This window comes from Phytoactinopolyspora endophytica (assembly GCF_004138495.1).
GTDB lineage: Bacteria > Actinomycetota > Actinomycetes > Jiangellales > Jiangellaceae > Phytoactinopolyspora > Phytoactinopolyspora endophytica.
This window is the reverse complement of record NZ_ML142855.1, coordinates 302,771-308,934: the sequence shown is the minus strand read 5'-3', so window position 1 is coordinate 308,934 and position 6,164 is coordinate 302,771. Positions and strand designations below refer to the sequence as shown.

The following is a 6,164-nucleotide window of genomic DNA, read 5'->3' as shown; positions in this document are numbered from 1 at the left end:
GCCGAACCGCCCGCGTCCAGGATCGGCACGTCGAGGCCACCCGACGCGACCTCGATACCGTCCTCTTCCAGGATCCACGAGAACGCGAACGCCGACGTGTCCTCGAAGTCCTGCAGGTTCCGCACCTGCACCCGAACGCCGTTCCCGGCCGCGCCGGGAGTCTCGATCTCGATTCGCAGCGGCTCGATGACCTTCTTGAACTCGATCAGGCCGGGCGACGGCGTGCGATCCGGGAAGACGAGCCCGTCCGCGATGAAGTTGCCATCGTGCAGTTCCTCGCCGAAATCGCCGCCGTAGCCGAAGAACTCCTGGCCGGACTGGTCATGGGTACGGATCCCATGGTCGATCCACTCCCAGACGAACCCGCCCTGGCACCGCTCGTACTTCTCGAACAGCTCCTGGTACTCGGCGAGGCCTCCGGGTCCGTTGCCCATGGCGTGTGCGTACTCGCACAGGATGAACGGCTTGGCGCGACGTGCGTCATCCAGCGCGTCGTCGTCGAGTGGCTTCTCCTCCCGCCGGCCGATCTCGTCGACCTCGGCGTGACTCGTATACATCCGGCTGTAGACATCCGAGCAGGCGGCAGTGAAGTCGCGTTCGTAGTGCACCGGACGGGAGGGGTCCTGCTCCTTCGCCCACGCGTACATCGCCATCAGGTTCTCGCCCGCGTGCGATTCGTTGCCCAGTGACCACATGACAATGCTCGGGTGGTTCTTGTCACGCTCGACCATGCGGCGCATCCGGTCCAGATAGGCGTCGCGCCAGCGGGCGTCGTCGGAGGGGTTGTCCTGCCATCCGTCGAAGCAGAAGCCGTGGGTCTCGATGTCGCACTCGTCGATCACGTACAGGCCGTACTCGTCGCACAGGTCGAGGAAGCGCGGGTGCGGCGGATAGTGGCTGGTGCGCACCGCATTGATGTTGTGCCGCTTCATCAGCAGGACGTCGTCGAGCATGTCCTGCTCGGTGAGCGCGCGGCCGCGGTCGGGGTGGAACTCGTGCCGGTTGACCCCGCGGAACAGCACCCGGTGCCCGTTGACCTTGAGCACGCCGTCCTCGATGACGACGCGGCGGAACCCTATGCGCAGGCGGATCCGCTCGGCGGGTGTGACCAGCTCGGCGTCGTACAGCCGCGGCGACTCCGCGGTCCACGGCTCGACACCGTCGACGACGACCTCCTCACCGGCCGGAGCATCGATACCGAGCTCAGGTACGACGACGCGGGCACCCTCCACCGGCGTCGTGTGCACCGGGACCGTGCGTCCTGAGGTCAGGGGGCCTGCGGAGTGGGGATCAACGGAATGGGGGTCAACGGCCGTACCGTCCACGACGTCATCGACATGGTCCAGTACACCGGCGACGGCCTCGACGCGCAGCCGCCCCTCACCCGAGACGTGGTCGAAGTCGGCGTGAACGCTAACATCCTCGACCGCGCCGACAGGACGGGCGCTCAGGGTGACGTCACGGAAGATCCCGGACAGCCACCACATGTCCTGGTCCTCCAGGTAGCTCGCGGCGGACCACTGATGCACCCGCACCGCCAGCACGTTCTCCCCGCCGACGCGCAGCGTCGACGTGACGTCGAACTCCGTCGGCAACCGGCTACCCGTCGAAAATCCGAGCTCGACGCCGTTCAGCCACGCGGTGAAGAACGAATCGACGCCGTCGAAGCGGAGCACGAACCGGCGCGCTCCCGCACTCGTCGCCGAGGCTCCGTCATCCGCCTCCCACGTGTCCGGGGTGGTGAAGACGTAGCGGTACTCACCGGTCGGGTTCTCCTCCGGGGGCGTCGGCGGGTCGATCGGGAACGGGTAGACGACGTTCGTGTACGCCGGGGCACCGTATCCGTGCAGCTGCCAATGCGAGGGCACGGGCAGGTTCTTCCACGCCGAGTCGTCGAAACCGGGTTCCCAGAATCCAGCGGTCCCCCGTGCCACCGTGGGCACCAGGTGGAACCGCCACTCCCCGTTCAACGAGAGCGACGGTGCGTCCGACACGTACACCGAGCGTGGCGGCAAGACACCCGAACTCGGGATGAAGTCTGCATAGTGCGGCAAGAAGCTGTCCTCTCGTCCTCAGGGCCGGGCCGGGGCGGCGCCGTTTTCACATACGCTAGCGTCATGCCACCGCTCCTGGCATCTGGGCGCGACGCCGACGTCTACGCCATCGCTCCCGGACGCGTGCTGCGACGCTACCGCGATGGTTCGAGCGCCGCTCCCGAGGCCGCGTTCATGGAGCATGCCCGGGAGCATGGACTCGCCGTCCCTGAGGTCTTTCGAGTGGACGGAGCCGATCTCGAGATGGAGCGGCTCGATGGTTCCACCATGTTGAGAGGCCTGCTCAACGGCGACATCTCCATCAACGACGCCGCCGCGATCCTTGCCGGTCTCCATAACAGGTTGCACGCGCTTCCACCGCTGGCCGAGGGCTGTATCCTCCACCTTGATCTTCATCCAGAGAACGTGATCCTGGCGGCGCACGGTCCCGTTCTCATCGACTGGCGCAACGCGACGCATGGGCCTGCGGATCTGGACGTCGCGCTTACCGCCCTTATCCTCGCGCAGGCGGCAACCGGCACGATCGATCCCGCCAACGTCGGGACCAGCGTCCTCAATACCGATGCGACCAGCACCAGCACACCGGCTGCCGTCACCCGGCTGATGGTGGCCTTTCTCGCCTCGGCCCGGGGCGATCCTGGCCGCATGCTCGACAAGGCTGTCGCGTACCGGGGGCGGGATCCGAACCTCAGCAGCAAGGAACGCGATGGCCTCTCCACCGCGGCATCGTTCGTCAGAGCTCACCTTCCGCCACGACACATACATCGAGCCGAGACCGGCAGTTGCCCGGAAGGTTCTCAGCCCAGCGTGGAGGCGTGATCCGGCACGTACGCCTGCATGTCCCGGGGCGGACGCTCATAGCCCTCGGCGGCTGGACGCGGAGGCAGCTCGATCGAGGACTGCGCCACCTCCGTGTACGGAAGGGTGGACAGCAGGTGCGCGATCATGTTGATGCGTGCGCTGCGCTTGTCGTCGCTCTCGACGACGTTCCACGGCGCCTCCGGGATGTCCGTGTGCATCATCATGTCGTCCTTCGCCCGTGAGTAGTCTTCCCAGCGGTTGATCGATTCCACGTCCATCGGCGACAGCTTCCACCGGCGCATCGGGTCCTCGAGACGGGACCGGAAACGGCGTTCCTGCTCCTCGTCGCTCACCGAGAACCAGTACTTACGCAGCAGGATCCCGTCGTCGACCAGCAGCCGCTCGAAGATCGGGCATTCGCGGTAGAACCGGATGTACTCCTCCCGCGTGCAGAAGTTCATGACTCGCTCCACGCCGGCGCGGTTGTACCAGCTCCGGTCGAACAGCACGATCTCTCCGGCGGCCGGCAGGTGCTCGACATATCGCTGGAAGTACCACTTAGTGCGCTCGCGATCCGACGGCGCAGGCAGAGCGACCACCCGTGCGATCCGCGGGTTGAGATACTCCCTGACCCGCTTGATGACGCCGCCCTTGCCGGCCGCGTCGCGCCCCTCGAAGACGACGACGACGCGGGCACCTTCGACGCGGACCCACTCCTGGAGCTTCACCAGCTCGCCCTGGAGGCGGACCAGCTCCTTCTCATAGACCTTCTTCTTCATCCGCCGGGGCTTCGGCGCCACCCCGACAGCACCGTTGCCGCCTGTGCTCACGTCACGCGCGTCCCCATCGCGCCCGCTCACGCCGCCTGTGCTCGCGTCGCCGTCCTTCTTCGACACGGCCGTACCTCCCATGCGCTCTGCGCGGACCAACGCCGCAGCCACCCAGTCTGTCAGCCAGCCGGTCGCACCGTCCGATCTGGCTACGGGTTCACATGTCTCCAGGCACCGCCGACGATCGATCACTACCGCCGCACGGCCATGGCACATGCGTGACAAACCGCTCACGCTTGTGCCTCCTCGACCGCGGGCGCGGTGAACTGGCTGTTGTAGAGGTCGAAGTAGTGGCCCTGGGCGGCCAGAAGCTCGGTGTGGGTGCCACTTTCGACGATGCGTCCGTCCTGCATGACCAGGATGATGTCCGCGTCGCGGATGGTGGACAGCCGATGCGCGATGACGAAACTGGTCCGGTTGGTCCGCAACGCCGCCATCGCCTGCTGCACCAACAACTCGGTGCGGGTGTCCACCGAGCTGGTCGCCTCGTCCAGGATCAAGATCTCGCGGTCGGCGAGGAACGCTCGTGCGATCGTGATCAGCTGCTTCTCCCCCGCGCTGACGTTGTCGCCCTCCTCGTCGATGACGGTGTCATAGCCGTCCGGCAGCGAGTGCACGAACCGGTCCACATATGCGGTCGTCGCCGCGGCGCGGATCCGCTCCTCCGACGCGTCCGGATCACCGTAGGCGATGTTCTCCCGGATCGTGCCGCCGAACAGCCACGAATCCTGCAACACCATCCCGATCCGCGAGCGAAGATCCGCACGGGTCAACGCGGTGATATCCACCCCGTCCAACGTGATCCGCCCGGCCTGTAACTCATAGAACCGCATGACCAGGTTCACCAACGTCGTCTTGCCCGCACCCGTCGGGCCCACGATCGCGACCGTCGTGCCCGGTTCGGCCACCAATGACAGATCCTCGATCAACGGCTCCTCCGGGTCATAGCTGAACGAGACGTTCTCGAACGCCACCCGTCCACGCGACTGGGTGATCGCCTCCGGTTCCTCGACATCGGACTCTTGTTCAGGCTCGTCGAGCAGCTCGAAGACCCGCTCAGCCGAGGCCACCCCGGACTGCAACAGGTTCGCCATCGCCGCCAGCTGGCTCAACGGCTGGGTGAACTGCTGCGAATACTGGATGAAGGCCTGTACCTCGCCCAGGCTCATCGAGCCGGAGGCGACCCGCAGTCCACCGACGACGGCGATCGCCACATAGTTCAGGCTGCCGATGAACATCATCACCGGGCGGATGATGCCGGAGATGAACTGGGCCTTGAAGCCGGCCCCGAACAGTTCCTCGTTCTTCTCGTTGAACGCCTGCTCCACCTCGTCCTGGCGGCCGAACACCTTGACCAGCGCGTGCCCGGTGTAGGCCTCCTCCACCTGGGCATTGAGCCCGCCGGTGTGTCCCCACTGGGCAATGAACTGCTTCTGTGACCGCTTGGCGATCACCGTCGTCACCACGATCGACAACGGCACGGTCACCAAGGCGATGATCGCCAGCAGCGGCGAGATCACCACCATCATCACCAGCACGCCGACGATGCTGAGCACGGAGGTCAGCATCTGGCTCATGGTCTGCGTCATGGTCTGCGAGATGTTGTCGATGTCGTTGGTGACCCGGCTGAGCACGTCACCGCGCGGGCTTGCGTCGAAATGCCGCAGAGGCAATCGGTTCAGCTTCGCCTCCACATCCGCCCGCAGCCGGTACATGGTGCGCTGCACGATCTCGTTCAGCAGATACGCCTGGAGCCAAGCGAACAGCGACGCCCCGAGGTAGAGCGCGAGGACGCCCAGCAGCACCCACTTCAGCGCGTCGAAGTCGATCCCAGCGCCCGGTGTCACATCCATGCCGGTGAGCATGTCCGCAACCGTGCCTTCGCCCTGCGCGCGCAGCCCGTCGATCGCTTCCTGCTGGGTCTGGCCGTCTTCGAGGTTCCTGCCGACGACGCCGGAGAAGATCAGATCCGTCCCGTGCCCGAGCAGCCGGGGGCCGGTCACGTTCAACGCCACGCTGACCACGCCCAGTGCGAGCACGAGGAACACGCCACGCCGCTCCGGCCGCAGCCGCTTCAGCAACCGGTTGGCCGACGGGCCGAAGCTCATCGGTTTCTGCGGCGGCGCGCCCATGCCACCGAATCCGCCCGGGCCACCCGGTCCGCGTCCGGCGGCCGATCCACCTGTCGACGCTGCCCCGCCGGCCGGCGTGCCCGCGGTGTCGGTTTTCGTCGTGCTCACGCGGCCTCCTCTGCGGTGAGCTGGGATTCAACGATCTCGGTGTACGTGGGACAGCTGTTCAGCAACTCCTCATGCCGGCCGTGCCCCACCACCGCTCCGTCCTCCAGCACCACGATCTGATCAGCGCCGGCGATCGTGGACACCCGCTGCGCCACGATCAGCACCACTGCCTGTGCGGTGTACGGCAGCAATGCCGCCCGCAACCGCGCATCAGTGCTCACGTCCAACGCCGAGAACGA

The 6,164-nt window shown here is 66.3% G+C and carries 4 protein-coding genes and 1 pseudogene; 1 reads left to right on the top strand and 4 read right to left on the bottom strand.

Annotated elements, in window-relative coordinates:
- Positions 1-2,054 (bottom strand): glycoside hydrolase family 2 TIM barrel-domain containing protein (locus tag ELR45_RS38050; RefSeq protein ID WP_276320690.1); only part of this gene is annotated, 2,054 nt, incomplete at its 3' end.
- Positions 2,055-2,117: 63 nt separating this feature from the next.
- On the opposite strand from ELR45_RS38050, the gene ELR45_RS16240 reads away from it, so the two are divergent.
- Entirely contained in the window at positions 2,118-2,873 is a 756-nt protein-coding gene (locus tag ELR45_RS16240; RefSeq protein WP_129667324.1) for a phosphotransferase, read from the top strand.
- On the opposite strand, the gene ppk2 is transcribed toward ELR45_RS16240, so the two are convergent.
- From ppk2 to ELR45_RS40945, 3 genes and pseudogenes are all read right to left on the bottom strand, one after another.
- A complete protein-coding gene (ppk2, locus tag ELR45_RS16235) occupies positions 2,852-3,634 on the bottom strand; it encodes a polyphosphate kinase 2 (protein WP_129667366.1) in 783 nt (260 codons plus the stop codon). The two genes, ELR45_RS16240 and ppk2, sit on opposite strands and share 22 nt — an antisense overlap.
- A gap of 281 nt (positions 3,635-3,915) precedes the next feature.
- Positions 3,916-5,925: an ABC transporter ATP-binding protein gene (locus ELR45_RS16230; protein WP_276320689.1), complete on the bottom strand. Its 2,010-nt coding sequence runs from the start codon at positions 5,923-5,925 to the stop codon at positions 3,916-3,918.
- Positions 5,922-6,164 (bottom strand): annotated as a pseudogene (locus tag ELR45_RS40945) (ABC transporter ATP-binding protein); the annotation flags it as partial. The pseudogene ELR45_RS40945 and the gene ELR45_RS16230, both read right to left, overlap by 4 nt.